The following is a 24,158-nucleotide window of genomic DNA, read 5'->3' on the forward strand; positions in this document are numbered from 1 at the left end:
CCCTCCAGCGCCGATCAGTTGACCTGATCGGGCGGGGCGATGGGGATCAGCAAGGGGGCGACGGGCAGCCCCTCTTCCAGCATCTCGCGGGTTTCCCTGGCGTTGGCCGTCCCATGGATCAACCGGCTCTCCGTTTCGCCATAATGCATCGCGCGGGCCTTGTCCGCAAAACGTTCGCCAACCCATTCAGATTGCCCGATCATTTCTGATTGAGCTTGGGCCAGCGCTGTCATCAACGCACCGATCCGCTCGGCATCCGCCTCGGACATGACTGGAATGGCACCCGCGCCCTCCGGCATGGCGAGATCGGTGCCAGGCGATGCTTTCTGGTTGCCCTTGGCCGCCACGGCGGGGGCCATCACCGCTTTCTCGATCCTGTCATCCCCGCAGGTGGGGCACTGCAACAGCCCCCCTCCCCGCTGGGTTTCATAGTCTGCGGATGACCGGAACCACACTTCGAAGACATGATCGTGGCCGCATTTAAGATCGAAGGAAATCACGAGAAAACAACGTCCTGAATAGACTTTCTATGAGCCAGTACCGGGATTTTCGAGCGGACCTCGGTAATGCGATCAAGGTCAAGATCCGCGAAATACAGTCCCGGCGCCTCCCCCGCATCGAGCAGTACTGTGCCCCAAGGGTCGATGATCAGACTGTGCCCGTAGGTCCGCCGACCATCCTCATGCAGCCCGCATTGGGCGCTCGCAATGACGAAGGCGGCGGATTCTATGGCGCGGGCACGCAGCAGCACATGCCAGTGCGCCTCGCCCGTCGGCACGGTGAAGGCGGCGGGCACCGAGATGATGTCCGCCCCGGCATTGCTCAGCGCACGGAAAAGGTCAGGAAAGCGCAGGTCGTAACAGATCGTGAGGCCGATCCCGCCCCACGGCGTTTGCACCAGAACCGCCTCGTGGCCGCTCTGGTACACGCTGGACTCGCGCCAGCGCTCGCCGCTCGGCAGATCAACGTCGAACAGGTGGATCTTGTCATAGCGCGCGCGGATCTCGCCGGCGGCGTCGATGACAAAGCCGCGGTTGAAACGTTTGCCGGTTTCCGGATCGCGCAGAGCCAGCGATCCGAGATGCACCCACAAGCCCGAAGCCTGCGCGGCCTCACGGACGGCGCGGAGCGTCTCATCCTCATCCTCGGTCGCAAGCGCGGCTTCTGATCGGGTGCGATCCTGATCGAGCAGGCCGCTCATTTCCGGCGTGAACAGCATGGCTGCGCCGCCGGCCGCTGCATCGTGCACCGCCGTGACCAGTGTCTCGCGATTGCGGGCCGGATCGATGCCGGCATTCATCTGCAAAATGGCGACGCGCACGGCGTTGGCCCCGGTCAGGCGTTCAGCAACGGGTCGAGCTTGCCGCTCCGTTCGAGCGCCATAAGATCGTCGCTGCCGCCAATATGCTGGCCATCAATGAAGATTTGCGGGAACGTGGCGCGGCCATTGGCGCGCTCGATCATCTCGGCGCGCTTCTCGCCGCCCATGGTCAGATCATATTCCTCAAAGTCGACGCCCTTCTCTCGCAGCAGCGCCGTTGCCCGCGCGCAATATCCGCAAAAGGCTCGCGTGTAGATTTCGACATGCGCCATGCGTGGGTGTTTCCCTTGTGATAAGTCTCAAGACCGGATGTCGTGCGCATGGAAACGAATGTCAATGTTCGCCCATGCCCACCCGCGTCCAGCACAGCACCTCAATCCGCCGCGCGCCCGCAGCCCGCAGCACGCGCGCGCAGGCGCTCGCGGTGGCGCCGGTCGTCCAGATATCGTCGATCAGGATCACATGGCGGTGTGCCAGACGCGCGGCTGCTCCGGGGGCAAGCGCGAAGGCGCCCTTCACGATCTTCCGCCGCTCCCGCCGGCTCAGCATATGCAGCGGCGGCGTCGCCTTCACGCGACGCAGAAGCTCCGGCTCCAGCACGCCGCCGGTCCGGCGGGCGATATGGCGGCCAATCAGCGCGGACTGATTGAACCCCCGAGACCAGAGTCGCCAGCGATGCAGCGGGACTGGCAGGAAGAGGGGTGGATCGGCTGATCCTGCGGCTTGGTCCAGCGCAACCAGTCGCGTCATATGCTCGGCCATGACCCGCGCGAGGCTGAGCCGCCGCCCGTATTTCAGGCGATGGGCCACGGTCCGTGCGATCTCGCCATAGGTCATGACGGCGCGCGCGCGATCATAGGGCGGTGGCTCGGAGAGGCAGGCCCCGCACGTCATGTCCCCGCCGAGCGGACCCGGCAGGTCGACCCCGCATGTCGCGCAGATCGGCTCGCCGATAAAATCGATGGACAGCCAACAGTCCGCGCAGAACGTCCCCACCGCGCCGACCACGACACCGCAGCCGGGGCATCGCGGCGGCAGCGCATAATCGAGCAGGGGCGCGAGTGCGGCCTGCAAAATCGTCCGAACGGCCATAAGCAGCTTGTTCCATGCATCGGGAGTCGGCACAAGCCCGGCATGACTGTCCCGGTGATCTTCAACGAGGCTTTGCGGGCCCAGCGCCGCGACCGCGCCGCTGGCAATTTCGCAGCGCATGACTTTTTGTACGCCGCGATGGCCGACGCCATGCTGGAACGACTGGATGACGTGACGCGTGCCTTCGAGTACGCACTCGTCATCGGCTGCCCGGACCGCCGCCTGATCGATGCCCTCGCCGCCCGGGGTTGCTCGGTAACGGCGGCCGATCCGGGCGCGCGGTTCGCGCAGGCCTGCGGCGGCGACATTATTCGAGAGGATGCCCTCCCCTACCCGTCGGAACGCTTCGACCTCATCCTGTGCTGCGGCACGCTCGATACGATCAACGACCTGCCGGGCGCCCTGATTGCCCTGCGCCGCGCGTTGCGGCCCGACGGTTTGCTCCTCCTGACGATGATCGGCGCGGGGTCGCTGGCGCGGCTCAAGGCGTCCCTGCTGGCGGCCGACGGGGAGCGGCCCGCCCAGCGCATTCATCCGCAGATCGACGTCCGCGCGCTCGGCGATCTGCTCGCCCGTGCCGGCTTCACCATGCCGGTGGCAGATAGCGACAGTCTGGACGTGCGCTATGGCTCGATCTTCAGCCTGATGGCAGATCTCCGCGGCATGGGCGCGGCGCAGTGCCTCGCCTCGCCGCCGCCGCCGCTGACGCGCGCAGGGCTGTTGCAAGCGGCTGCGCACTTCGCGCAGGCCGCTGACCCGGATGGGCGGACGCGGGAACGCTTCGTGGTCCTGCATGGCAGCGGTTGGGCGCCCGATCCGGATCAGCCCCCCCCTGCAAGGCGCGGCAGCGCGACGGTGTCGCTGGCGGAGGCTCTGCGCCCCTCCCGCGCCACCGAGACCTAGTCGCTAGAGCAGCGCGTCCAGCATTGCCGCGAGCGGTGCGTCGGCGGGGGGCATGTCGAGCGCGAACAGCTGGTGGGTGTGTAGCCAGCGGCTGTCCGGCGCTTCTGTCGGCTGAACGATGCCCTGCCATTTGCGGCAGACGTACAGCAAGAGGAGTAGTGGTCGCTCGCCGATCATGCCGGTCGCAAAGCTCGCTGGCGCGAGGCAGGCGGTTTCGGTCTCGATCGTGAGTTCTTCGCGCAGCTCGCGGATCAGCGCTGCTTCGGGGGTTTCATCGGGCTCGACCTTGCCGCCGGGAAACTCCCACAAGCCGCCCATCGCCTTTTCATGCGGGCGCTGCTGCACGAACACCCGGCCTTGCGCATCCACCAGCGCCGCGGCGACGACGACCAGTGGCGGTTTGCTTTGGTTCATTCCGGTCATGCTCGGGCGATCATCCTACAAATTGTTAACGGCTTGCGCTTTACACCGCGTTGGACCGACATCTGCTTTCAGGAAAACCCTCGTGCGGGCCTTCATCCACAGCCTTCTCGTATCCCAAAAAGGCGCCACCGCCGTCGAATATGGGTTGATCCTCTCGCTGATCGTGCTGGCGCTCGTCACAGGCGCATCGCACCTGGGTTCATCGACGACCCGTACCTGGAATGAAGTATCGAACGAAGTGACCAGCCATTAACCACCATTTTTTTACAACTGGGCCCTAGGTTAGGAATTTGGAAATCAATCGGCCGTATCGATAGCCTGCTTGCTGACCCCATTCAGTAGCCGGGTGTGATTGATACCAAGGATTTGAGGAGACCTCCTATGAAGACCCTTCGCAAGTTGTTCAAGAACGACAAGGGCGCGACCGCCATCGAATATGGCCTGATCGCAGCCCTGATCGCCGTCGCCGCCATCGCCGGCATGAGCGCCATTGGCGGAAGCCTCGGCAACACGTTCAACAACGTGTCGGACGAGCTTGAGACGCCAGCCGCATCCTGACGAGTTATCAGTTTACTGAGGCTGTTTCGACGACTCCCTCATAAGAACGGGTGGCGACCTCGCGGTTGCCACCCGTTTTTGTTTATTCAAACGAGCGCTCAGTAGGTCACGATCTTGACCCGACTGCCTGCGGCCAAAGCGGTGTTGGACGACAATCCGTTCAGCACCAGGAACCGCTCGACCCTGTAATCGTCGAACTCCATGCGGCTGGAGAGTGCCTGGACGGTATCGCCCTGACGCACCGTCACCAGTTGCAAGCGACGCGGTTTGATCGCCGCCGCCTCCTTGTCCGTCATGCGCGTCACGGAGTTGATCAGCGTGGAGAGCGATCCAAGGCCGCGGCCGGCCGGCGTGACCGTGATGAAATGATAGGCCGTGGACGGGCCGAACTGATAGGCAACCACCGTCACGTCGAGCCGTGTCCCCTGGCTGTTGGCCATGCTGGCCGAGCCCGACGCGACCGGCAGGCCGTTGATGGTGGTGCGCTGGACGCGAATGTCCGGCGCCTGCCCTTGCCCAGCCAGCTGATTGAAGACTGACTGAACGTAGCCGTCGAGATTGCCATTGAACTGCGCCATCGAGAATTGCGCCTGGCCGGATTGGCCGACCACGGCCACGGCGCTGGCGCCGTTCTGGATCGAGAAGCCCTGGGGTGCCGTGAACTTGAGCTTCATCACCGGATGCAGGAACTGGTTGCCCTGCACGATCCCGTCCTTGGGATCGTCGCCGTAGATCATGCCGCCCAGCTGATTGAGGAACACGTCGCGGTTGCGCAGCGTGTTCGTCGAGCGTGTCGCCTGCGCATTGGTGAGCGCGCGGCGGACGCGGGAGGCGGGATCGGGGTGTGTGCTGGCCCATTCGGGCACCGCCGTACCCTGACCGCGCACCTGCCCGTCCAGCGTGTTCTGTGCCGCCAGCGAGGCGAGCATGGATGACAGCGCCCTGGGATCGTAGCCCGCGCTCGCGAGATAGCGGATGCCAAGATCGTCCGCCTCATATTCCTGCGACCGGGAGAATTTGAGGGTCAGCAATTGCGTGCCCGTGCCGATGCCGCGTTGCAGGAGCTGGCCCAGCCCTGAATCGCCCGCGACAGCGCCAACCAGCACCTGCCCCAGCACGCCGAGGATCGAGTTGCGCGTGGCTGCGCTCTGGCGGCGCTGGCCGTGCTGGGCTGCCACGTGGCCGACTTCATGGCCAAGGACGCCCGCCAGCTCGGCTTCGTCATTCATGAGTGCCAGCAACTGGCGAGTCACATAGACATAGCCGCCGGGGATCGCGAACGCGTTGTTCACCGATGAATTGAGCAGGCTGATCGTGAAATCATTCTGCTGGTTCGACAGGCTCGATTGGACGGCGATGCGCTTGCCGACGCTGGTCACATAGGTGGCCTGCGGACCGTTATAAATGCCGCCGAATTCCGCCAGAAGCTCCGGATGTGCCTTGGCGCCTTGCTGGCGCTCGGACTGGCTCATCGAGGTCGCCGTGCGGATACCGCCCTGCTGTGCCTCACTCGATTGCGTGGTTGCGCAGCCTGCCACGAGGGCGCCGCTCAACCACAGCATCAGATATTTGCGGCCCATGGCCTCCCCTTCTCATTCAGGTCTATTTTGCGACGAACCGAAAATAGACAGACGTTGAGGGAATGCAAATCGCCTTGGGCTGTTCCCGTTGTCAGGCGCCCATGGCCAGAAACTTCTGCGCTCGCTGCGTGCGCAGCGCATTCGAATCTTCGCTGGCGAGGGCACCAAGCTCTTCCAGAATTGCGCCCTTGAGGCTTCCGATGGCCGAGTCGGGTGCGCGATGAGCACCGCCCATCGGCTCCGGAACGATCCGGTCGATCACCCCCAGGCTGGCGAGCTGCTGCGCGGTGACCTGCATCGCCTGCGCCGCGTCCGCCGCCTTGTCGGCAGTCCGCCAGAGGATGGAGGCACAACCCTCAGGCGAGATCACAGAATAGATCGCATGTTCGAACATCAGCACGCGATTGGCAGACGCCAGCGCCACGGCGCCGCCCGATCCGCCCTCGCCCACCACGGCCGCGACCAGCGGCACGCCGAGGGTGAGGCAAGCCTCGGTCGCACGCGCGATCGCCTCCGCCTGGCCCCGCTCTTCGGCCTGCACGCCGGGGAAGGCGCCTGAGGTGTCGACCAGCGTTACCACGGGCAGGCCAAAACGATCGGCCAGCTGCATCAGCCGGATCGCCTTGCGATAACCATCCGGCATGCCCATGCCGAAATTATGCTTCACCCGGCTGGCGGTATCATTGCCCTTCTCATGGCCGATCAGCATCACCTTGCGGCCCTCGATGGTCGCAAAGCCGCCCTGGATCGCCTGATCGTCAGCAAAGGCGCGGTCGCCGGCGAGCGGCATAAAGTCGCTGCACATGCCCTCGACGAAATCGCGGAAGTGCGGCCGCTGCGCATGGCGCGCGACCTGCGTCTTCTGCCAGGGCGTCAACCGCGCGTAGAGATCCCCGAGCATCGCCGTCGAGCGCTGCTGCAGCTTTTCGACCTCCGCATCGATATCGATGGAATCATTGTCCGCCGTCTCGCGCAATTCGTCGATCCGGGCCTGGAGTGCCGCTACCGGCTTCTCAAAGTCGAGATAACTGATCATGCTCGCGCGCTATACGCCGCGTCGCTTGAGGTCAACGAGCGGATGGCGTGCATTAACGAGCGCAACCAGTCGCGCGGCGTCGACATGGGTATAAATCTGGGTGGTCGCGATGTCGGCATGGCCCAGCATCGCCTGCAGTGCGCGCAGGTCTGCGCCCCCTTCCAACAGATGGGTCGCGAAGGCGTGACGCAGGACATGCGGGCTGACCCGCGCCGGATCGATCCCGGCCTCGGCGGCCAAAGCGCGCACCAGCTGGAAGAGGCGCACGCGGCTCAAATAGGATTTGCCTGACGGGAAGAGCCAGGCACTGTCCTCCGGCACATGCGCTCGCCACGCGGCCACGGCCGCGCGCGCACGGTCGGAGATCGGCACAAGCCGCTCGCGCCCGCCCTTACCCCGCAGGATGAGAAAGGGGCGATCGGTCGCCATGGCCTTGGCGGGCAACGAGACCAGTTCGGTCGCGCGCAGTCCCGATCCGTAGAGCAACTCGATCAGCGCCGCGAGCCGCAGGTCGAGCGGATTGACCGGCACGCGCGCCACCCGTTCGGCGATCACCGCAAAAATCGCATCGACATCCTGATGAGACAGTATTTTGGGGAGCGGACGCTGCAGGCTCGGCCTTGCCAGAGTCGCGGTGGGATTGTCAGCCCGGACCGCCTCCGCCTCCAGAAAAGCGAAGAAACCTCGTAGCGCCGAAAGTTTGCGCGCGACCGTCGATGTCGCGAGGTCCCGCCACGATGCAGCCAGCGTAGCGAGCCGGGCCGCGTCCGCATCTGCCAGCCCCTGGCAGAGCGCCGCAGCGTCTTCGAGATCGGTTCGATAGGCAAGCAATGTGTTGCGCGAGGCACCGCGCTCGGCCGCCATCATGGTGAGATAGCGGCTGATCAGCGTGGCATCGCGCGAACCGACGATCGACTCGCGCTCGTCCGCACCGGCCATCAGAGCCGGGCCATCGCCTCGGCGCCGATCATCCGCGCATAGGCCTCAAGACCGACAGCGTTCAGGCTCGATATGATGTAATAGAGCTGCTCGGGCGTCATGTTGCGCCAGTTGAGGCTCTGCATCCCGACGCCCGCCAGTAGCGCTACTGTGCCCTGTTCCCGGCGTGCCGCCGCCGCAACGATTGCCCGGACCCATGGACGCCGCGAAGACAGGTTGATCCCGGCATCCTGCAAAAGCTGCGACCGCTCGCCAGCAGGCAGGCGATTGAGCCCACCCAGCACGGCGACAAGGCTATGCCCAAGCAACTTGTCTTCTGCCTCATCGGCGTCGACAAACGCGGCGATACGATTTGCCGAGAGGTCCACCGCCGCATCGGGCAGGCCGGTCGCCAGTAGGGCCCAGCTGCGCTGCTGTGCGTCACCGTCCAGTCCCTCGAGCACGCTGCGCCAGCGCGCGGCGCTCCGATCATAGCCGCCCGCAAGCATGGCAGCGATCAGCCAGGGCGTATCCTCGCCTGCTTCGGCGTAGACCGGCAGCGCCGCAGCCGCGCGCGCGACAGCGGGCAAAGCGCCATAGTAAACGCCGCCCGGCCCCGCACTCCAGCCACCTGCCGGCTGGGCCTGCCAGAAATCGCGCATCGCGGAAATTCGCGCGCCGGTATCGCCCGAGCCATAGGCCGTCCGCAACCAGTCGACGCGATCATTCGCGGCAGCCTCGGCGGACTCGTCCTCGGCCAAGGCAGCAAAGAAGCCCAATGTTGCGGCGCCCGAGAAAACGCCCAGCTGTGAGGCGACTCCGACACCCGCCAGACGATCCATCGGCGACAGATTGGCCGCGCGAGCCTGCCAGGCGAGCACCTGCGGCCCGGCCGTCTGGAACAGCGCGGGCGGAATGGCGACATTGGTCGCGGTCGCCAGGCCATAACGCCATGTCGTAAGTTGGCTCACGCCATCCCACTCAATCTTTACCGAGCGGCGGCTGTTCGGCCCGGCGCCGACCACCTTTTCGGCAAGCCGGTAATCGATGCCGCGGGCGATGCCGCGCCGCTGCGCCTGGCTGAGCAATGCGCTCGCCGTGCCCTGATCTGCCGAGAACGACGCGCAGATGGCCTGTGCCATGAACCAGCCCGGCTCGTCGCTCATATCCCGCGCGCGCGGTAGCAGCGGGCAGAAGCCGGCGGGATCAGCGGTAGCAAGTTGCACCTGCATCGCCACGGAATAGAGCCGGCGGCTATACTGATCGGCATCGACCTGCTGGATCAGCAGGCGCGCATTATCCGCCTCGCCCATGCGCAGCAGCAGCCATGCGCGCTCGGCGGCCCAGTCCGCACCACCGATGTCCGACGGCGTGGAGACCTGAGAAAGCAACGCCCGGCGCATCAAAATGCTCGCCCAGCGAGACATGACCGGCGCGCGCATCGTGCGCATAACGCCTGCAAGGGCCTGCCCATTGCGTTGCCCGAAAGCGCTCTCGCCAAGGCCGCCCTGCGCCCTCTTGAGTGGGCCGATCCGGTCCAGAGACCGGCGTGCGGACGGGGGCAGATCGTATTTCTCGGCGATTTCGTCGGCAGCCGTCTCGTTCACCGCCTCGTCGGCTGCCATGGCATTGGCGGCGCGGTCGATCACCGCGCCGGGTGGCAGTAGCGGCGTTGGCGCCGGCGAGGCCGGCCGCGCGGGCTGCGGTGTCGCCGGCTGCGGCCCGCTGGGCGACGGCGTCGGCGCGGCATCGCCAAATCCGGGCGGCAGCAGCGATTCAGGGCCGCTCTGCGCCAGCACGGGAATGCTGAGCGCCAGCGCGCTCATCCCCGCCAGCAAGCCAATCTGTCTGCCTCGCACTGCCCTGCCCTAACCGGCAAGTTGCTCGGCGGAAACCGGCAGCTCGATCTCGGTGACGGGTCGTTCAGCGCCATTCCACCAGGACAGCACGAGGAGCAGCACGATGACGACCAACAGAATGACGCCGATCAGCGACAGCGGATTGCGCGGACGGCGTGAGCGATAGGACTGTTGATAAGGGTCGCGGCGGCTGAGTTTCATGATGGGGGATCGGGCCTTACCGTTGCAGTGACATATGCCTGATGGCGTTCGAACGCCGTTGCCTCAGACGTTGGCGGCTGTATAGCCCCGCAGATCATGGGGCGAAACGATAAATATCGCGAAGAGGCCATCGCAGGGGCATCCGCAGGACCATCCATCGTCCTGGTGGGCCTGATGGGCGTGGGAAAGTCCACCATCGGCCGCCGCCTCGCAGCCCGGCTTAACCTGCCCTTTGTCGATGCCGACGACGAGATCGAGCGGGCGGCCGGGATGACCATTCAGGAAATCTTCGACACCTATGGCGAGCCGGCCTTTCGCGATGGCGAACGGCGCGTGATCGCTCGGCTGATCGACGGCGTGCCCAAGATTGTCGCCACCGGTGGTGGCGCTTTCGTCAATGACGAGACGCGGGCGCTGATCCTCGCGCACGCCACGGCCGTCTGGTTGGATGCGGATATCGACATTCTCGTCGACCGCGTTTCCCGGCGCGATGGCCGCCCCCTGCTCAAGGGCCGTGAGCCGCGCGAAGTGCTCAAGAGCCTCGCTGCGGCGCGCACGCCCTTTTACCAGCAAGCCCCCATCCACATCAAAAGCTCGGACTCGCCGCATGAGGCGACCATCGACAAGATCGTGAAAGCGCTCAACCCATGACCACCGTCCCCGTTTCCCTTGGCGAGCGCAGCTATGATGTCCGCATCGAAGCCGGGCTGATGGAGCGCGCGGGCGAGGCGCTGGCGCCCTTTGCCAGCAGCCGACCCTTTCTGGTCGTGACGGATGCGCATGTCGCTTCGGCTCAATGGCCGCGCCTGGCGGCCGCGCTGGAGCGGGCCGGGCTGGCGGCCGAGCTGGTGACGCTGCCCGCTGGCGAATCCACCAAGAGCTGGCAGCATCTCGAAGCCCTGACCGACCGGATGATCGCCCACGGCATCGAACGGCGGGACCATGTGATTGCACTGGGTGGCGGGGTGATCGGCGATCTGGTCGGTTTCGCGGCATCCATCGTCAAGCGCGGCTGCAACTTCGTGCAGATCCCGACGACATTGCTCTCCCAAGTGGATAGCTCGGTCGGCGGCAAGACCGCGATCAACAGCCGGGCAGGCAAGAACCTGCTCGGGGCCTTCCATCAGCCGTCGCTCGTGCTGATCGACCCCGATACCCTCGATACGTTGGGTCCACGCGAAGTGCGCGCTGGCTATGCCGAGGTGGTGAAGTACGGCCTGATCGACGATGCCGAGTTCTTCGCCTGGTGCGAGGCGAACGGCACGGCGCTGATGGCTGGTGACCCCGAGGCCCGCGCCCACGCCATTGCCCGCAGCGTCGCCGCCAAGGCCACCATCGTCGCCGAGGATGAGCGCGAGACCAGCGGCCGCCGGGCGCTGCTCAACCTTGGCCACACCTTCGGCCATGCGCTGGAGGCGGAAACTGGCTTTTCGGATCGACTGCTGCATGGCGAGGGTGTCGCTGCGGGTATGGCACTGGCCTTTGGATACTCCGTGCGGCGCGGCGAATGCCCGCTCGAGGATGCAGAGCGGGTCGTCGCGCATCTGCGCGCGGTCGGCCTGCCCGCCTCGCTGGCGGATGCGGGTGTCTCCGCTTCTGGTGCGCGGCTCGTCGAGCATATGCTGCATGACAAGAAGATGAGCAGCGGCACCCTGCCCTTCCTGCTGGCCCGTGGTATCGGCAAGACCTATCTCGCCAAGGATGTCGATCTGGCGGACGTTGCCGCCTATCTCGACGGCGCCTGAAACAGGCAGATCGCCTCAGTCAGCGCGCGCGAGTTGCCAGGCCAACCAGAGCCATCCCAGGATCATCACCACGCCGCCAATCGGCGTGATTGCGCCGAGCCAGCGCGGGGCACCCAGTGCTATGGCGTAGAGCGTCGCCGCGAACAGCGCGCTGCCGCTCAGCAATGCCCATGAAGGACCATTGCTAACCGGCAGGCGCAAAATGGCGAGCACTGCCACGGCATGGACAAGCTGATAGACGCCCCCGGTCCGTAACCACTCCGCCGCCTGCGGGCTGCTGGCAGCATGAGCGCCGAACGCCGACGCGCCGATGGACAAGGCGGCGCTCAGCGCGGCCAGCATGCCGATCATGACGACGCCTCCCCGTGGGCATCCCCTTGCGCGCGAGCGAGGGCGGCGGCCGTGGCCTCGAATGCCAGTCGCATTGAGGGGTGCCGGGCGGGATAATCGCGACCGGCTGCGAGCAAGGCGAGATCCGGCCAGTCCGGCAGGGCATCCTGCTCCCCGGCCAGATAGCCCCGCCATGCCTCGCTCACCGAGTCGATGGTTGCGTGGTCTGCACCGACAGCTTGCGCGGCGAGAATCGCCGAGGCGGCCTGCCCCAGCGCGCAAGCCTTGGCATCCACCCCGAAGGCGGTGATGCGGCCGGCCTCATCCACCCGCAGGCTGACCGAGACACGACTGCCGCAGGTCGGCGAGCGCCGCTCCTCGACGAAATCAGCCTGCTCGAGCGGCGGATAGGCGGAAATGCCGGCAGCGCGGCGCAGCACGTCCATGCTGTAGAGCGCGCTGCTCATGCGCCGGTGCCTTCACTGCGCGGCATTGCTGTCCTCGCCACTCGCGTTGCTACTCTCAGCGCCATCATCCTCAAGAATACCGAGCAGGCCACCGCGGCGGCTGTTCTCCGCCATCCAACCGCTCATCGCCGCGCCGCTCGCGCTCAGGAGCGGATAGGAACGGGACAGCCGCATCCAGTCCGGCCGATTGGTCTGCACGCCGTAGATGGCATCATAGCCGATCGTGAACAGCACGAAGGCGATGGTCGCCACCAGCAGGCCCTTGATGGCGCCGAAGCCAAGGCCCAGCGTCCGGTCGAAAAGGCCGAGCAGCGACGTCTTGGTCTTGTCGCCGATCCAGCGCGCCAGCAGCGTGCCCAGCATGAAGACGACGCCGAACACCGCGACGAATGCCAGCAGCGCCGCCACATATTCCGCCCCCACGATGGTATCGAGCAGAGCGGTAAACGGCGCGTGGAACAGCCGCACCGCGACGATGGCGCCGATCAGCGCCGCAAGCGATAGCGATTCGGTCACGAAACCGCGCAGGAAGCCCCGCACGGCCAGGCCACCGATGAGCAGAAGAACGGCAAAATCCAGCACGGTCATGCCGGCTGGCTAGTCCCGCCCAAGCAGATGGTCAACAAGATCGCCGAGCCGGCGGAATCCGGTCGTCGAAATGCCACTGGCCTGCGCCGCGCTGGATGCCGGCAACAAGGCACGCCCGAAGCCGAGCTTGGCAGCTTCCCGCAGGCGCAGCGCACTATGGGCGACCGGGCGCAACTCGCCGGACAGTGCAATTTCCCCGAGCATCACAGCATCATGCGGCACGGGTTTTTCGGAAAGCGCCGAGATCAGGGCAGCAGCGACGGCAAGGTCGGCGGCAGGGTCCTGCAAGCGGTAACCGCCAGCGACATTGAGATAGACCTCGCAAGTCGCAAAGCTCAAGCCGCAGCGGGCTTCGAGCACGGCCAGCACCATGGCCAGCCGGCCGCTATCCCAACCCACGACGGCCCGGCGCGGGGTCGCGCCACTGGCCAGCCGCACCGTCAGCGCCTGCACTTCCACCAGAACCGGCCGCGTACCTTCAAGCGCGGGGAAGACGGCCGTGCCCGCCACGCGCTCTTCACGGTCCGTGAGGAACAGCGCCGAGGGGTTGCCGACTTCCTGCAGTCCCTCCTCAACCATTGCGAACACGCCGATCTCGTCCGTGCCGCCAAAGCGATTCTTGATCGCGCGCAGGATACGATACTGGTGGCTGCGCTCGCCCTCGAAGCTGAGGACGGTGTCCACCATATGCTCCAGCACGCGCGGACCGGCGATGGTCCCATCTTTGGTGACATGGCCGACGAGAATGAGCGCGGTCCCGCCCCGCTTGGCAAAGCGAATCAGCTCTTGCGCGCTCGCCCGCACCTGGCTGACCGTGCCCGGCGCACCTTCGATCAGGTCGCTGTGCATGGTCTGGATCGAATCGATGATGAGCAGATCGGGTTCTTCCCGCTGCCCCAAGGTCGTCAGAATATCCCGCACCGACGTAGCGCTGGCGAGATGCACCGGCGCATCGCCCAGCCCCAGCCGCCGCGCGCGCAGCCTGACCTGATCGGCAGCTTCCTCGCCGCTCACATAAACGACGTGACGCCCGGCCTTGGCCATCCGCGCCGCAGCTTGAAGCAGCAAAGTGGACTTGCCGATGCCCGGATCGCCGCCAATCAGACTGGCGGACCCGGCCACCAGTCCCCCGCCGACCGCGCGATCGAACTCCGGCAGGCCGGTGCTCATCCGCTCGGGCAGAGCGATATCCGCGTCCAGTCCAATCAGATTGATCGCCTGCCCGCCCGCTTGTAGATCGTGCTTGGCCGAGAACGCCGTGGGCGGCGCTTCCTCGATCAGACTGTTCCATTCTCCGCAGTCATCGCACTGCCCTTGCCAGCGGGACGCCACCGCCCCGCAGGCCTGGCACACATATCGACGTTTCACTTTCGCCATGCCCCCTCTTAGCAGAACGAAGCGGGAACGCCAGAGGCGAGATCAGCTCTTCATGAGTATCTGTTCGATCTCGTCGACCGGATGGCTAGTGAGCGTCTTGCCGATTTCGCCCGCGAGCCGATCCTTGAGCGTCTTGTGATAATGGCGGCGCATCTCGCCCAGGGTGATCGGTGCCGCGACGATGACGAGGTGGTCGAACGATCCCTCCATGGCGCGCTTGTTGAGCAGCGCAACCGCATCCGCCGCAAACCGATCCTCCGCCTGCTGCTTGAAGTCGGTTTCTTCCATCGCGCTGCGATCCTGGCTGTTGGGTGCCGAGGCGAAGCTGCGCCCGGGACGATCGGTCGAAAGATCCTGATCCTGCTCGGATTTCTGCTCCACCGCCTCTTCGACCTGAAGGTTAAGAAACTCCTCGTCGCCAGCATTACGGAACAGCAGCATCTTGCTGCCATCGACCACCATCACGAGCGCGTCATGAGCAACTTTCATCATCATCCTCCAAGATTGCGATATAAGTTGAATGGCTGAGCTGGCGCGGAGTTGCCTTTTTCTTGGCCATGGGGTTGCCTTGCGGCCGATAAGGCCAAATCTACGGCGCAATGATCAAGGTCGCTTCTTACAACATCCGCAAAGCCGTCGGTACCGATCGGCGCCGCATGCCAGAGCGCATCATTGATGTGCTGAACGAACTGGATGCCGATGTGATTGCCCTGCAGGAAGCCGACCGCCGCTTCGGCATCCGTCATGCGGTGCTGCCGGATCGCCTGCTGGAGATGCATTCGGATTATCGCGCCATCGAGTTGCCGACGCGAGTCGAGAGCATGGGCTGGCACGGCAACGCGCTTCTCGTCCGGCGCGACCAGAGCCATGCCGATGCCAGCGTGATCCATCTCCCCTGCCTCGAGCCGCGCGGCGCTGTGATGGCCTGTATCGAGATCAAGGGCATTCGCCTGCGGACGGTGGGGATGCACCTCGACCTCTCCGGCCTCTGGCGGCGGCGGCAGGCTGCGGCGGTTCAGCATCATGTCGATATGGTAGATGTCCAGCATCCCGCCGATGCGACCATCCTGATGGGCGACACGAACGAGTGGACCGCCAATCGCGGGTGCCTGCAGGATTTCTCGCGCCACTATGACATCGCGCCATGCGGCCGCAGTTTCCACGCCCGCCGCCAGATTGCCGAACTCGACCGGATCATGTGGCGGGGCGGCCTGACGCTGACCGACAGCGGCGTCCATTCCTCCGTTCTGGCCCGGCGCGCGTCCGATCATCTGCCGGTCTGGGCCACGTTCGACCTTCGCTGATTTGCGGATAATCCGTGCAACGGCTCGACAAGCCGGCCGTAGCGCGCCAATCTGCGCTCATGCGGGAGAAGGAACTGAGGCTGGCGCTGGTCTGCTATGGTGGAGTCAGCCTCGCGGTCTACATGCACGGGGTCACCAAGGAAATCTGGCATCTGGCGCAGGCCAGCCGGGATTTCCGCAGCGGTCGGCCGGGCAATCTCGTTTATCAGCGCATTCTGGAGACCTGCCTTGCGGAGACCGGCCTGCGGGTGCGGATTCTGCCGGACATCATCGCCGGGGCCAGCGCGGGCGGCATCAACGGCGTGTATCTGGCGCAGGCCATAGAGAGCGGTCAGTCGCTCGACCCGCTGACCGAACTGTGGCTGCGCTGCGCCGATGTCGACATCCTGCTCGATCCGGACGCGCGCCCGCTCTCGCGCTTCACCAAATTCTGGGCCGCGCCGCTGCTCTGGCTGCTGCTGCGCCGCCGCAATGACACGGTGTCCCGCACCGTGGCGCCGGAAACGCGCTCGGAGGTGCGACGCAAGCTGTCCAACTTCATTCGGGCGCGCTGGTTCGCGCCTCCCTTCGGCGGCAAGGGGTTTACCGAGCTGTTGCTCAATGCCTTCGATGCGATGGAAAAGGCGCGCGAGACGGAGCCGGAGAAGAGCGGAGGATCGCTGCTGCCGCGTGGGCATCCGCTGGACCTGTTCGTCACCGCCACGGATTTCACCGGCCATGAGGAACGGCTGCGCCTCAATAGCCCGCCGGAGATCAGCGAGACGGAGCACCGGCTCACGATAAGCTTCCATGCCCGGGGCGGGCAACCGCGCACACTCGCCGACCCTGCCGAACTCGCCTTCGCGGCGCGTGCGACGGCCAGTTTTCCGGGCGCCTTTCCGCCGTTCACGGCTCGGGAAATGGACAAGGTGCTTGCCGACCGCGACCGCGCCTGGCCCGGTCGCGATGCGTTTTTGCGCCGTGTGCTCCCCGGTCACAGCGCCACCGGCGATGCGGAGGATGCCGTGCTGATCGACGGATCGGTGCTGGCCAATGCGCCCTTCGCCCAAGCAATCGATGCGCTCAAGAACCGCCCGGCGCGGCGGACGGTCGACCGGCGCTTTGTGTTCATCGAGCCGACGCCCAGTGCGCCGGGCTTTCGCCTCACCTCCCCTTCCCACCATGCGCAGAATGGTGAGCGCCCGGTCCCGGGCTTCTTCCGCACGATCTTCGGCGCGGTCAGCGATATTCCGCGCGAACAGCCGATCCGGGACAATCTGGAGGCGATTGGCGCCCGCTCCAGCCGCATTCACCGGATGCTGGAAATCACTGAGCGCTTGCGGCCGGACATCGAGCGGACCGTGGACCAGACCGTCGGCCTCAGCCTACTGCTCAGCCGGCCCTCGCCGCGCCGTCTGGCGCATCTGCGCGCGAAGCTGCAGCAAAAGGCTTCGCGGGCGGCGGGCTTTGCCTATCCCGCTTATGGCTATCTCAAATATGCCGGCATCATCGATGAACTGGCCGATCTGCTCAGCCAACTCCGCGATGGCCCACGCACGGCCACACGCGAAAGCCTGCGGGAGCGCCTGCGAGCGCAGCTACATGCGGCGGGCGTGGACCAGATGGATCCCGGGTCGGGCGATGGCGCAAGCGCGGCGCTCATTCTGTTCTATCGCAATCACGACATTGCGTTCCGCATCCGCCGGCTGCGCTTCCTCGCCCGGCGCCTCGTCCAGCTCCGTGAGCAGACTGTGGAAGGCGCCAGCGAGGAGGATGAGGGGAACGGCGCCGCGCTCTCCGCCATGCAGGATATGCTCTACGAGGCCATCGGCCTTTATGCCGAACGTCAGACGCCCGCATGGTTTGGCGCGGGCACACGCGAAGCCCTGCGGCCGCATGGCGATGACCTGATGGCGTCCCTTGCGATCATCGCGGAAGCGCGGGGCTTGCGGGATCTGGACCAGCAGATCGACGCGCGTTTTGCGGCCGCTTGTGTGGCGCTCCCGGCCGAGGACCGGCGGACCTTGCTCAAGGCCTATCTCGGCTTCCCTTATTACGACATTGCGACCTTTCCGCTCCTGCAGGGAGAAGGTCTGGATGAGTACGACCCCATCAAGGTGGATCGGATATCTCCCGAAGATGCCGTGGCGATCCGCAAGGGCGGCGCACCAGCGACGCTGCGTGGCATCGAATTCAACTGCTTCGGGGCGTTCTTCAGCCGTGCCTATCGCGAGAACGACTATCTCTGGGGTCGGCTCCATGGGGCTGATCGGCTGATCGACATCCTGCTCTCCACCATGCCGCCGGAAATCGCCGCCGATGACGCCCGCAAGGCGGCCTGGAAGCGCGCGGCCTTCGAAGCGATTTTGGATGAGGAAGAGCCCCGACTGACCCTGATCCCGGGCCAGATCGCGACGATCCGCGCCGAGATCGCTCAGATCGGCGCCTAGCGCTTGATCAGCGTCACCTGCGAGACATCGATGCTGCTTCCGGCAAAACCGCCTTCGCAATACATGAGATAGTAGCGCCACATGTCCACGAACCGCGCATCGAACCGGGCGGGCAGACGACCTGCATCCACCACTGCGTCAAAGCGCGCGCGCCACTGTCGGAGTGTCCACGCATAATCGAGGCCGAAGCGAGTCTGGTCTGCCCATTCCAGCCCTTCGTGCTGGGCAAGGTCACGAAAGCGCCGCTCGGCGATCAGGCAACCGCCCGGGAAGATGTAGCGCTGGATGAAGTCGGCCCGTGCGGCATAGGCCGGGAAAATCTCGTCATCGATGCTGATATACTGGATGGCGGCGCGCCCGCCGGGTTTCAGCAGCCGGGCAAGGCAGGCAAGGTAAGTCGGCCAATAGCTTTCGCCGACGGCCTCCACCATTTCCACGCTGGCAATGGCATCGAACTGGCCCTCGCAATCGCGATAATCCTGCAGCAGCACATGGGCACGGTCCTGCGCGCCCAACCCCTCGATCCGCCCCTGCACGATCTGCTGCTGCTCGGTGGAGAGTGTAAGGCCGGTATAGTCGACATCGCACCGATCCAGCACGCGCTCGGCCAATCCTCCCCATCCGCAGCCAATTTCAAGCAGTTGCTGGCCATCGTTGAGATCGAGTCGCGCCAAAAGCTCATCGATCTTGCGAATCTGCGCGGCTTCTAACGCTTCCTGGGGATGCGCGGGTCGGGCGCTGGAATAAGTCAGCGTCTCGTCCAGCCACAGCCGATAGAAATCATTGCCCAGATCATAATGCTCGGCGATGTTCCGCCGCGCGCCCCGCCGGCTGTTATGCCGCCGCGCGAGTTTCCAGCGGCCCATCAGGCGCGGCAGGCCAGTCGAGCGCGCGGACTTCCCCAGCGAACGGGCATTAGCGCCGAACAGGGCGAACAGCGCAACCGGATCGGGGCTCGACCAGTCCCCATCCGCCCAGGCGCGATACCAGCCGGTCGAGCCGGAGGCCGCCAGCCGGATCAAGGCCCGCCAATTGGCAAGGTGGACGATCGCGGCAAAGCCCTGCTTGCGCCCGCCGAGTAAGCGCACCGATCCATCCGGCAGATGCAGTTCGAGTGATCCACGCATCAGACCCCGGTCGACCCTCACGAGCATCGGCTCGAACAGCCGGGTCGGCAAAGCCCGCCAGAAACGCCCACCCACCTGCGCGCCGGCCCGGCGCATCATGGCGCGCTGGCGGCTGGCTTTGGGATTGTGAATGGTCATGCGCCCATATGAACGCATTCCTCCCGCAAAGACAACCGGGGCCCGCTCAGCCTTTCACGCGGGCATAGGCGGCGAGCGCCCGCTCTCGCGCGGCGCGATGCTCGATTAACTTGGCCGGATATTGCGCTGGCCTAACACCCGCGGACTCGGGATCGTGGATTGCGGCGTCCTTCACATGCGCCAGCTCCGGCACCCAGCGCCGGATATAGGCAGCCGCGTCGAACTTCTCGGACTGGGAGAGCGGCGCCATGATCCGCACGAACATGTTGGAATCGATCCCGGTGCCCGCGACCCACTGCCAGTTGACGGCGTTATTGCCATAATCGGCATCAATGAGCGTATCCCAAAACCAGCGCTCCCCTGCCCGCCAGTCGATGAGCAGATGCTTGATAAGGAAGCTCGCCGCGATCATCCGCACCCGGTTGTGCATCCATCCGGTCTGCCAGAGCTGGCGCATCCCCGCATCGACGATCGGGTAGCCGGTGCGACCCTCTTGCCAGGCCTTGAGGTCGTCGCGCGCCTCATGGCCCGAGCGCCAGGGAAAGGCATAGAACTGCGCCCGACCGTTCCGACTCCCATAATCGCTTATCTGCGTGATCACATTCTGAGCATAATCGCGCCAGCCCAGTTCGCGCAGATAGACCTCACTGGCGCCATCCTCACGGTCGAGCGCGTGCCACAGCGTCGCCGGTGAAATCTCGCCGAAATGCAGATGCGGCGACAGGCGCGAGGAGCCCTCTACGGAGGGCAGATTGCGGCCTTCGTCATAGTCACCGACATGGTCCATAAAGGCATCGAGCCGATCGTGGGCGCCCGCCTCGCCAGGCGACCAATCATGCGCGAAACCGCCCGCCCAGTTGGGTGAGGTCGGCAGCAAGGCCCAGTTTTCGAGTTGATCGCTCACCGGCCATTTTGGGGGAGCAGGAACGGTATCAGGCGCCGGCACGGGCCGACCCGGCGGCATCACCTCCCGCAGCGCGCGCCAGAAGGGCGTGAAGATCTTGTAGGGGCCGCCGCTGCCCGTGGTCAGGGCGCCCGGCGGCATGAGGTAATTGCCATCGTGCAATATCAGCTCGTGGGAGCGCGCAACCGTCTTCTCTGCCTGGCGCCACCATGGCTCATAATGGTGCAAGGCATGGATGCGGGTCGCGCCGGTCTCTCCGGCCAGCACGGCGAGAACCGCCTCGGCCTTACCCTGGCGCAGGATCAGTCGCGATCCGCGCGCGCGCAGGGCAGCATCAAGGCTCTCGATACTATGATGCAACCACCAGCGCGAGGCGCCGCCCATGGCCCGGTGCCGCGCCGTCTCATCATCGAGAATATAGACCGGGATCACCGGCCCGTCCGCGCACGCCTGTATGAGCGCGGCCTGATCGGTCAGGCGAAGATCCCGCCGGAACCATAAGATGCTCGCTGCCGACATCGCCCTACCGCAATGCTTGCGCCGGCACCTGCACGGAAAAGCTCGCGCTGGCGCCGCGCCCCTCAAAGCGCTGGTCGGAGATCAGCAGGTCGCCATTCTCCGCCCGCTGCGCGACCGGCATCCGCGACCAGAACAGGAAAGCCCGCGCATCCGCATCGCGCTGCCGCGCCCGCTCGACGCCGGGATCGTCCATGCCGGTCGGCATCCCTTCCGCTGCGCCTGCATCGGCTTCTAGCCCGGTGGCGAGGTTGTAGGGAAAGCCGCCGAAGCGCCCGTCCCCACGCCAGAGCATTTCGCGCGACCAGGGTGCGAACGGACGCGCATTGGCAACCACCAGGTCCGGATCGCGGCCTTGGGCGCGCAGCCATGCGGCGGCTTTCGCCTCCGCCGATCCGGTGATCAGTCCGTTGACGAAGATGTAGGCGCAGGCGGCCGTCGCGATAATCCGCGCGCGCTGCATCATCGGCGCGGGCCCGGTGCGCTCGCCGCACCGTGCCCAGAGATAGCCGCCGATCAGCAGCGCCCAGAGCCAGATATCGATGATGAACAGCGTATCGCCATGGAACCACTGGTCGCTGAACGGCGAGAGCAATCGGATGCCATAGCTGTTGAGCCAGTCGAAGGCGGGGTGGCTGAGCGTCCCGATCTGCGCGCCGACCCACAGCCAGACTATGTTCACCGGCGGCCGCGTCTTTGGCCGTGTCCCACGCTTCGCCTGCCAGCGGTCGAACGCGACCATGATCGCGGTGAGGATCAATGGCAGCACGATCATCGCGATGGGGCCGTGCGTCAACCCGCGCCGCAGCGCCAGCGCCTGTGTCCCCATCAACGTGCAAGTGGCGTCGATATCCGGGATGTTGGCCGCGATGATAATCGTCGGCATGGCAAGGCCGGACGTGCGCTTGAGCCCGATCTGGCCCAGCACGGCGCCCACCATGCTGTGTGTGAGATTATCCATGCCCTGTCTTCGCGACCCCACTGCCGCAGGTCAAGTTGCCCGAGAGGGCGGGAACGGATCAGGGGCGCGGCCCGGATCACGAAAAAAGGCGCGGACTTAGCCCGCGCCTTCTCACGTCTTCTCAGCCTTATGCGGCTTAGTAGCGGTAGTGATCCGGCTTGAACGGACCCTCGGGAGTCACGCCGATATAAGCCGCCTGCTTGTCGGTCAGCTTGGAGAGCTTCACGCCCAGCTTCTCGAGGTGGAGCGCTGCGACCTTTTCATCGAGATGCTTGGGCAGAACATAGACCTCGTTCTTATAGGCATCGCTCTTGGTCCACAGCTCGATCTGCGCCAGCACCTGGTTGGTGAAGCTGGAGGACATGACGAAGCTCGGGTGGCCGGTCGCGCAGCCCAGGTTCACCAGACGGCCCTTGGCGAGCATGATGATCTTCTTGCCATCGGGGAACTCGACCTCGTCGACCTGCGGCTTGATCTCGGTCCACTTCATGTTGCTGAGCGCCGCGATCTGGATTTCGCTGTCGAAGTGGCCGATGTTGCAGACGATGGCCATGTTCTTCATCGCGCGCATGTGGTCGAGCGTGATGATGTCTTCATTGCCGGTCGCGGTCACAAAGATGTCGGCGCGGGTCGCCGCCTCTTCCATGGTCACGACCTCATAGCCTTCCATCGCCGCCTGCAGGGCGCAGATCGGGTCGATCTCGGTCACCAGCACGCGGGCGCCGCCATTGCGGAGCGAGGCCGCCGAGCCCTTGCCGACATCGCCGAAGCCGGCGACGCAGGCGACCTTGCCAGCCAGCATCACGTCCGTGGCGCGGCGGATGGCATCGACCAGCGACTCCTTGCAGCCATAAAGATTGTCGAACTTGGACTTGGTGACGCTATCGTTCACGTTGATCGCCGGGAAGGGCAGCTTGCCCTTCTTGGCGAGCTCATAGAGCCGGTGAACGCCGGTGGTCGTCTCTTCGGATACGCCCTTGATCGCCGCGACGGTCTTGGTGAGATAGCCGGGACGCTCGGCGAGGAAGCGCTTGAGGGTCGCGACGAAGATCGTCTCTTCCTCGTTGGACGGCGCGAACAGCTCTTCACCGGCCTCGACACGGGCGCCCCACAGCGCGAACATTGTCGCGTCGCCGCCATCATCGAGGATCATGTTGCAGGTCGTGTCCTGACCCCAATCGAAGATCTTGATGACATAGTCCCAATATTCCTCGAGCGTCTCGCCCTTGATGGCGAACACGGGGATGCCCCGCTCGGCGATCGCGGCGGCGGCATGGTCCTGGGTCGAGAAGATGTTGCAGGTGGCCCAGCGCAGCTCTGCGCCCAGCTCAGCCAGCGTCTCGATGAGCACAGCGGTCTGGATCGTCATGTGCAGCGAGCCGGTGATCCGCGCGCCCTTGAGCGGCTTGGATGCACCGAATTCCTCGCGCAGCGCCATCAGGCCCGGCATTTCGGTCTCGGCGATCTCGATCTCCTTGCGGCCGAAGCCAGCGAGGGAGATGTCCTTTACGATATAGTCCTGGGCCACGGTCGCCACTGATCATTCTCCTGATTGCCTGAGCCGGGGCCGCTACGCACGCCACCGGTAACACCGCGGCGCCTTACCAAGGCTATCGCTCCCTCGCAAATATAAAGATATCTTTATGTGATTGGGGTCGGGCGGAAGGGATAAAGGAAGCCAGCCCTGCCGTGTCAGGCGTGTCCCATATTGCCGGTCAGCATCGCGGGATCGATGCCTTCGAGCGAAAACGCCCCGGCCCAGCGGTTCTCCGGCGCCATCGAGAACAGCCGATAAGGCTGCGCCTTGCTGAGATACCAGCCCGGCGCGGCCAGCTCCGTTTCCAGCTGTCCCGCGCTCCACCCGGCATAGCCCAAGGCGACCAACCAGCGGGCCGGCCCGCCGCCCGAAGCAACGGCGTGCAGCACCTCCATCGACCCGGTGAGCGCAATCTCGTCATCAATGGGGTGGCTGTCCGCCGTCATCCAGTCCCGACTGTGCAGCACAAAGCCACGGCGCGGTTCGACGGGCCCGCCTTGCAGCACCGGCTCATCGCCCACCGACTGCGCGTCGATGCTTAACGAGCCAAGCAGAGCGTGCAGTCCCATGCCCTCCATCGGCTCGTGCAGCGCGATGCCCAGGGCGCCGCCCTCGTCATGCACACACAGGAGAATGACTGCGCGCTCGAACCGCGCGTCCGGCATATCCGGCATGGCCAGCAACAATTTGCCGGCGAGGGAGAGTCTCGGTTGCGCGGGCGCGCTCATGCGATGGGCCTCCTGAGCGCGACCATGCCTTGTTGGGGACAATGCGTCCACCCCGCAGGCGCTTGGCCCGTCCGGCCCAGCGGCCATCGTACCGCAGAGCCGCCCGGTCCTGCACA

The 24,158-nt window shown here is 65.3% G+C and carries 27 protein-coding genes; 7 read left to right on the forward strand and 20 right to left on the reverse strand.

The window, feature by feature from the left end; all coding sequences use genetic code 11:
• Positions 1-14 precede the first annotated feature (14 nt).
• The 4 genes from M2332_RS02645 to M2332_RS02660 form a co-directional block, all read right to left on the reverse strand.
• Positions 15-500: a DUF1178 family protein gene (locus M2332_RS02645; protein ID WP_264572864.1), complete on the reverse strand. Its 486-nt coding sequence runs from the start codon at positions 498-500 to the stop codon at positions 15-17.
• Positions 497-1,321, reverse strand: coding sequence for a carbon-nitrogen hydrolase family protein (locus M2332_RS02650; protein ID WP_264572865.1), 825 nt, complete (start codon positions 1,319-1,321; stop codon positions 497-499). Before M2332_RS02650 ends, M2332_RS02645 begins: the two co-directional genes overlap by 4 nt.
• A 14-nt stretch (positions 1,322-1,335) precedes the next feature.
• On the reverse strand, positions 1,336-1,593 hold the full coding sequence (gene grxC, locus M2332_RS02655; RefSeq protein WP_181559704.1) for a glutaredoxin 3: 258 nt from the start codon (positions 1,591-1,593) through the stop codon (positions 1,336-1,338).
• A 61-nt stretch (positions 1,594-1,654) separates the two neighbouring features.
• Positions 1,655-2,413, reverse strand: a complete 759-nt coding sequence (locus M2332_RS02660) for a ComF family protein (RefSeq protein ID WP_264572866.1) — start codon at positions 2,411-2,413, stop codon at positions 1,655-1,657.
• 42 nt (positions 2,414-2,455) lie between these two features.
• Between M2332_RS02660 and M2332_RS02665 the strand changes: the two genes are divergently transcribed.
• On the forward strand, positions 2,456-3,316 hold the full coding sequence (locus tag M2332_RS02665) for a class I SAM-dependent methyltransferase (protein WP_264572867.1): 861 nt from the start codon (positions 2,456-2,458) through the stop codon (positions 3,314-3,316).
• A gap of 3 nt (positions 3,317-3,319) precedes the next feature.
• On the opposite strand, the gene M2332_RS02670 is transcribed toward M2332_RS02665, so the two are convergent.
• Positions 3,320-3,730, reverse strand: a complete 411-nt coding sequence (locus M2332_RS02670) for a (deoxy)nucleoside triphosphate pyrophosphohydrolase (protein ID WP_264572868.1) — start codon at positions 3,728-3,730, stop codon at positions 3,320-3,322.
• Positions 3,731-3,821: 91 nt separating this feature from the next.
• Here M2332_RS02670 and M2332_RS02675 point away from each other — a divergent pair, with 91 nt between their 5' ends.
• Positions 3,822-3,992, forward strand: a complete 171-nt coding sequence (locus tag M2332_RS02675; RefSeq protein WP_264572869.1) for a Flp family type IVb pilin — start codon at positions 3,822-3,824, stop codon at positions 3,990-3,992.
• A 128-nt stretch (positions 3,993-4,120) separates the two neighbouring features.
• Entirely contained in the window at positions 4,121-4,297 is a 177-nt protein-coding gene (locus tag M2332_RS02680; RefSeq protein ID WP_181559709.1) for a Flp family type IVb pilin, read from the forward strand.
• Positions 4,298-4,395: 98 nt separating this feature from the next.
• Here M2332_RS02680 and M2332_RS02685 read toward each other — a convergent pair whose 3' ends face one another.
• From M2332_RS02685 to M2332_RS02705, 5 genes are all read right to left on the reverse strand, one after another.
• On the reverse strand, positions 4,396-5,877 hold the full coding sequence (locus tag M2332_RS02685; protein WP_264572870.1) for a M48 family metalloprotease: 1,482 nt from the start codon (positions 5,875-5,877) through the stop codon (positions 4,396-4,398).
• Between the two features lie 91 nt (positions 5,878-5,968).
• Positions 5,969-6,913: an acetyl-CoA carboxylase carboxyltransferase subunit alpha gene (locus tag M2332_RS02690; RefSeq protein ID WP_264572871.1), complete on the reverse strand. Its 945-nt coding sequence runs from the start codon at positions 6,911-6,913 to the stop codon at positions 5,969-5,971.
• Positions 6,914-6,922: 9 nt separating this feature from the next.
• Complete coding sequence (locus tag M2332_RS02695; protein ID WP_264570345.1) at positions 6,923-7,852, reverse strand: tyrosine recombinase; 930 nt, start codon at positions 7,850-7,852, stop codon at positions 6,923-6,925.
• Complete coding sequence (locus M2332_RS02700) at positions 7,852-9,657, reverse strand: hypothetical protein (RefSeq protein ID WP_264572872.1); 1,806 nt, start codon at positions 9,655-9,657, stop codon at positions 7,852-7,854. The genes M2332_RS02695 and M2332_RS02700 overlap by 1 nt, the downstream gene beginning before the upstream one ends.
• A 42-nt stretch (positions 9,658-9,699) precedes the next feature.
• Positions 9,700-9,891, reverse strand: coding sequence for a hypothetical protein (locus M2332_RS02705; RefSeq protein WP_181559713.1), 192 nt, complete (start codon positions 9,889-9,891; stop codon positions 9,700-9,702).
• 96 nt (positions 9,892-9,987) lie between these two features.
• Between M2332_RS02705 and M2332_RS02710 the strand changes: the two genes are divergently transcribed.
• Both M2332_RS02710 and aroB read left to right on the forward strand, forming a co-directional pair.
• On the forward strand, positions 9,988-10,542 hold the full coding sequence (locus tag M2332_RS02710; RefSeq protein ID WP_264572873.1) for a shikimate kinase: 555 nt from the start codon (positions 9,988-9,990) through the stop codon (positions 10,540-10,542).
• Positions 10,539-11,636, forward strand: a complete 1,098-nt coding sequence (aroB, locus tag M2332_RS02715) for a 3-dehydroquinate synthase (protein WP_264572874.1) — start codon at positions 10,539-10,541, stop codon at positions 11,634-11,636. The genes M2332_RS02710 and aroB overlap by 4 nt, the downstream gene beginning before the upstream one ends.
• A gap of 15 nt (positions 11,637-11,651) precedes the next feature.
• Here the strand turns inward: aroB and M2332_RS02720 are convergent, their stop codons facing one another.
• Genes M2332_RS02720 through M2332_RS02740 form a run of 5 tightly spaced genes read right to left on the reverse strand, consistent with a single transcriptional unit; the run spans position 11,652 to position 14,887 of the window.
• Positions 11,652-11,987, reverse strand: a complete 336-nt coding sequence (locus M2332_RS02720) for a DUF423 domain-containing protein (protein ID WP_264572875.1) — start codon at positions 11,985-11,987, stop codon at positions 11,652-11,654.
• Positions 11,984-12,433, reverse strand: coding sequence for an iron-sulfur cluster assembly scaffold protein (locus tag M2332_RS02725; RefSeq protein WP_264572876.1), 450 nt, complete (start codon positions 12,431-12,433; stop codon positions 11,984-11,986). The genes M2332_RS02720 and M2332_RS02725 overlap by 4 nt, the downstream gene beginning before the upstream one ends.
• A gap of 12 nt (positions 12,434-12,445) precedes the next feature.
• Positions 12,446-13,021 (reverse strand): CvpA family protein, encoded by a 576-nt coding sequence (locus M2332_RS02730; protein WP_181559718.1) that lies wholly within the window; start codon positions 13,019-13,021, stop codon positions 12,446-12,448.
• A gap of 9 nt (positions 13,022-13,030) precedes the next feature.
• Entirely contained in the window at positions 13,031-14,398 is a 1,368-nt protein-coding gene (gene radA, locus M2332_RS02735) for a DNA repair protein RadA (RefSeq protein ID WP_264572877.1), read from the reverse strand.
• 42 nt (positions 14,399-14,440) lie between these two features.
• The gene (locus tag M2332_RS02740) at positions 14,441-14,887 is read right to left on the reverse strand and encodes a host attachment family protein (RefSeq protein WP_264572878.1); all 447 of its coding nucleotides are present in this window, start codon (positions 14,885-14,887) and stop codon (positions 14,441-14,443) included.
• A gap of 110 nt (positions 14,888-14,997) precedes the next feature.
• Here M2332_RS02740 and M2332_RS02745 point away from each other — a divergent pair, with 110 nt between their 5' ends.
• Positions 14,998-15,702 (forward strand): endonuclease/exonuclease/phosphatase family protein, encoded by a 705-nt coding sequence (locus tag M2332_RS02745; protein ID WP_181559721.1) that lies wholly within the window; start codon positions 14,998-15,000, stop codon positions 15,700-15,702.
• Between the two features lie 59 nt (positions 15,703-15,761).
• Positions 15,762-18,131 carry a patatin-like protein gene (locus tag M2332_RS02750; protein WP_264574875.1) on the forward strand — a complete coding sequence of 790 codons (2,370 nt, stop codon included), beginning with the start codon at positions 15,762-15,764 and terminating at the stop codon, positions 18,129-18,131.
• On the opposite strand, the gene M2332_RS02755 is transcribed toward M2332_RS02750, so the two are convergent.
• The 5 genes from M2332_RS02755 to M2332_RS02775 form a co-directional block, all read right to left on the reverse strand.
• On the reverse strand, positions 18,128-19,396 hold the full coding sequence (locus tag M2332_RS02755; protein WP_413715933.1) for a class I SAM-dependent methyltransferase: 1,269 nt from the start codon (positions 19,394-19,396) through the stop codon (positions 18,128-18,130). The two genes, M2332_RS02750 and M2332_RS02755, sit on opposite strands and share 4 nt — an antisense overlap.
• A 46-nt stretch (positions 19,397-19,442) precedes the next feature.
• Positions 19,443-20,819 carry a cryptochrome/photolyase family protein gene (locus M2332_RS02760; protein ID WP_264572879.1) on the reverse strand — a complete coding sequence of 459 codons (1,377 nt, stop codon included), beginning with the start codon at positions 20,817-20,819 and terminating at the stop codon, positions 19,443-19,445.
• A 4-nt stretch (positions 20,820-20,823) separates the two neighbouring features.
• The gene (locus M2332_RS02765; protein WP_264572880.1) at positions 20,824-21,777 is read right to left on the reverse strand and encodes a metal-dependent hydrolase; all 954 of its coding nucleotides are present in this window, start codon (positions 21,775-21,777) and stop codon (positions 20,824-20,826) included.
• 136 nt (positions 21,778-21,913) lie between these two features.
• Positions 21,914-23,314: an adenosylhomocysteinase gene (ahcY, locus tag M2332_RS02770; protein ID WP_181559725.1), complete on the reverse strand. Its 1,401-nt coding sequence runs from the start codon at positions 23,312-23,314 to the stop codon at positions 21,914-21,916.
• Between the two features lie 155 nt (positions 23,315-23,469).
• Positions 23,470-24,042 (reverse strand): YqgE/AlgH family protein, encoded by a 573-nt coding sequence (locus M2332_RS02775; protein ID WP_181559726.1) that lies wholly within the window; start codon positions 24,040-24,042, stop codon positions 23,470-23,472.
• Positions 24,043-24,158 lie beyond the last annotated feature (116 nt).

Origin of the sequence: Sphingobium sp. B11D3A (genome assembly GCF_025961695.1) — a bacterium.
Lineage (GTDB): Bacteria > Pseudomonadota > Alphaproteobacteria > Sphingomonadales > Sphingomonadaceae > Sphingobium.

Bases quoted from the DNA above. Each gene is read 5' to 3' on its own strand.
- grxC (WP_181559704.1), bottom strand. From the start codon at position 1,593: ATGGCGCATGTCGAAATCTACACGCGAGCCTTTTGCGGATATTGCGCG.
- M2332_RS02660 (WP_264572866.1), bottom strand. From the start codon at position 2,413: ATGGCCGTTCGGACGATTTTGCAGGCCGCACTCGCGCCCCTGCTCGAT.
- M2332_RS02665 (WP_264572867.1), top strand. From the start codon at position 2,456: ATGACTGTCCCGGTGATCTTCAACGAGGCTTTGCGGGCCCAGCGCCGC.
- M2332_RS02670 (WP_264572868.1), bottom strand. From the start codon at position 3,730: ATGAACCAAAGCAAACCGCCACTGGTCGTCGTCGCCGCGGCGCTGGTG.
- M2332_RS02680 (WP_181559709.1), top strand. From the start codon at position 4,121: ATGAAGACCCTTCGCAAGTTGTTCAAGAACGACAAGGGCGCGACCGCC.
- M2332_RS02685 (WP_264572870.1), bottom strand. From the start codon at position 5,877: ATGGGCCGCAAATATCTGATGCTGTGGTTGAGCGGCGCCCTCGTGGCA.
- M2332_RS02690 (WP_264572871.1), bottom strand. From the start codon at position 6,913: ATGATCAGTTATCTCGACTTTGAGAAGCCGGTAGCGGCACTCCAGGCC.
- M2332_RS02695 (WP_264570345.1), bottom strand. From the start codon at position 7,852: ATGGCCGGTGCGGACGAGCGCGAGTCGATCGTCGGTTCGCGCGATGCC.
- M2332_RS02700 (WP_264572872.1), bottom strand. From the start codon at position 9,657: ATGAGCGCGCTGGCGCTCAGCATTCCCGTGCTGGCGCAGAGCGGCCCT.
- M2332_RS02705 (WP_181559713.1), bottom strand. From the start codon at position 9,891: ATGAAACTCAGCCGCCGCGACCCTTATCAACAGTCCTATCGCTCACGC.
- M2332_RS02710 (WP_264572873.1), top strand. From the start codon at position 9,988: ATGGGGCGAAACGATAAATATCGCGAAGAGGCCATCGCAGGGGCATCC.
- aroB (WP_264572874.1), top strand. From the start codon at position 10,539: ATGACCACCGTCCCCGTTTCCCTTGGCGAGCGCAGCTATGATGTCCGC.
- M2332_RS02720 (WP_264572875.1), bottom strand. From the start codon at position 11,987: ATGATCGGCATGCTGGCCGCGCTGAGCGCCGCCTTGTCCATCGGCGCG.
- M2332_RS02725 (WP_264572876.1), bottom strand. From the start codon at position 12,433: ATGAGCAGCGCGCTCTACAGCATGGACGTGCTGCGCCGCGCTGCCGGC.
- M2332_RS02730 (WP_181559718.1), bottom strand. From the start codon at position 13,021: ATGACCGTGCTGGATTTTGCCGTTCTTCTGCTCATCGGTGGCCTGGCC.
- radA (WP_264572877.1), bottom strand. From the start codon at position 14,398: ATGGCGAAAGTGAAACGTCGATATGTGTGCCAGGCCTGCGGGGCGGTG.
- M2332_RS02740 (WP_264572878.1), bottom strand. From the start codon at position 14,887: ATGAAAGTTGCTCATGACGCGCTCGTGATGGTGGTCGATGGCAGCAAG.
- M2332_RS02745 (WP_181559721.1), top strand. From the start codon at position 14,998: ATGATCAAGGTCGCTTCTTACAACATCCGCAAAGCCGTCGGTACCGAT.
- M2332_RS02750 (WP_264574875.1), top strand. From the start codon at position 15,762: ATGCGGGAGAAGGAACTGAGGCTGGCGCTGGTCTGCTATGGTGGAGTC.
- M2332_RS02755 (WP_413715933.1), bottom strand. From the start codon at position 19,396: ATGACCATTCACAATCCCAAAGCCAGCCGCCAGCGCGCCATGATGCGC.
- M2332_RS02760 (WP_264572879.1), bottom strand. From the start codon at position 20,819: ATGTCGGCAGCGAGCATCTTATGGTTCCGGCGGGATCTTCGCCTGACC.
- M2332_RS02765 (WP_264572880.1), bottom strand. From the start codon at position 21,777: ATGGATAATCTCACACACAGCATGGTGGGCGCCGTGCTGGGCCAGATC.
- M2332_RS02775 (WP_181559726.1), bottom strand. From the start codon at position 24,042: ATGAGCGCGCCCGCGCAACCGAGACTCTCCCTCGCCGGCAAATTGTTG.